The sequence below is a fragment of the Mycobacterium talmoniae genome (assembly GCF_001854525.1).
GTDB lineage: Bacteria > Actinomycetota > Actinomycetes > Mycobacteriales > Mycobacteriaceae > Mycobacterium > Mycobacterium talmoniae.
Genome location: NZ_MLQM01000325.1, coordinates 1 through 1,661, shown reverse-complemented (window position 1 = coordinate 1,661; position 1,661 = coordinate 1). Strand labels below are relative to the sequence as shown.

Below are 1,661 nucleotides of genomic sequence, written 5' to 3'. Positions count from 1 at the left end.
CGACACCAACGTAACTGGTTTTAGTCAAGGGGTTGGGGGGCCTGCCCGTTCCTCGTCTCTACGTAGTCCGTCAAGCGGGGTCTGATTTTTCCCCGACAGCGTGCAATCGAGTTTGGTGAGGAAGGGGCGGGGCCTGCTCAGGGTGTCGGTCGAGGTGGTCCTCTACGCCGAGTGGAGCTTGGCCCCAACCTAGTGGGTTGGCTTGGGGATTGGTGTTGGGTTAGGCGGCGGTGGGGTGTTTGGCGGCGCTGGCTATGGCGGCGTTCCAGGGGGTGCGTTGGACGGTGATGACGTGGATCTGGCGTAGCAGCGCGGCGGCGATGGCGGCTCGGGCCTGTCCGGGGGTGAGTCGGTTGTGTTCTCGGGTTGTCAGGTGCTGGTAGCGGGCGGCCATGACCGGGTTGTGCGAGAGTGCGCCCCACACGGCGCGCCAGGCGGCCAGCCGGAGCCGGGGCCGGCCTCGTCTGGAGATTCGGGAGCGTCCGGTCATGGTGCCACTGGTGTCTTCTCGTGGGCATAATCCGGCGTGTTTGGCCAGTGCGCGAGGGTTGGTGAATCGGGTGGGGTCACCGGTTTCGGCCAAGATGCTGGCCACCCCCAGCACGCTGACGCCAGGAATGGTGCCGGCTATCTGGGTCAGTCCAAGTTCGTCGATGATGGCCAGCATGCGATCTTGCACTTGGGCCAACCGGGTCTTGGTGGCATGCCAGTCTGCCAGCACCCATCGGGCGCGTCGCAGTGCACCGCGGCGTTGCGCGATGACTCCGGCCGAGTCGGTCAGCGCGGCGTAGACGGCGTAGGCGATGCGCTGGCAGGGGCCCTGTTTTGCCCCCCAGCGGGGCAGTTCGCGGCGTATCGCGGCCTCAAACCGCTTATAGCTGCGGTGGGCCGGCCGCTCGAGATGGCCGTCATAGCAGTCGAGCACTGCGGCCAGGGTCGCGCACCACGTGATCGAGTCGAACGGCTCGGCTGCTGCGGTCAGTACGGCCGGCCAAGCGCATTCGAGTAAGTCGCGCAGCTGCTGGCGACACGTGGTGGCGGTGGTGATCAACTGATCGCGGTAGGCACCCAGGTGGCGCAACTCCGCCCAAGCTTCATCGGGACGCTCAGGCACATAGCAGTGCAGCTCGGTGACCAGTCGCGCGATCAGTACCGCGTCCTTGTCGTCGGTCTTATCCCGGGTGTAATCCTCTGTTTGTCGTGCCTGCCCTACCAGCAGCGGCTGCACACACACCAGCGTCATATCCCGTTCGGCGGCAAGTTGGTCGAGCACCCGCCAGCGGTGCCCGGTGGGCTCACAGGCGATCGTCGCATCAGCGAAGCCCCGTTTGCGGGCCTGCTCGCGAGCCCAGTCCAGCACCGGGCCCAGCTGCCAGGCCCTGGCTTTGACCCGCTGACGCTTCAGTACCCGGGAATCGTGATCAACCAGCACCGCGACCTGCTTGTGATCGGCCAAATCGATGGCAAAGACCGCGTTATCGACCGGGACCAGCTCACGCAATGCCGCCAACTTGGCATTGCGACGTTTGTCACCACGCGACAGACCACTATCCTCAACCATGACGTCCTCCTCGGTGTATTGGGATACCAAGCCCGTCAACGACACCAGGAGGACGTCTTTTTGATCAACATTTATCGACATAGCCCTCTTACTACGCCGG

General features: G+C 64.5%; 2 protein-coding genes. One reads left to right on the top strand and one right to left on the bottom strand.

Annotation, left to right across the window (positions count from 1 at the left end; genetic code table 11):
• Positions 1 to 220 precede the first annotated feature (220 nt).
• Positions 221 to 1,432, bottom strand: coding sequence for an IS110 family RNA-guided transposase (locus tag BKN37_RS27055; RefSeq protein WP_207547307.1), 1,212 nt, complete (start codon positions 1,430 to 1,432; stop codon positions 221 to 223).
• Between BKN37_RS27055 and BKN37_RS29650 the strand changes: the two genes are divergently transcribed.
• Positions 1,418 to 1,661: hypothetical protein (locus BKN37_RS29650; protein ID WP_207547306.1), on the top strand; the 244-nt coding region annotated here is incomplete at its 3' end. The genes BKN37_RS27055 and BKN37_RS29650 overlap by 15 nt on opposite strands.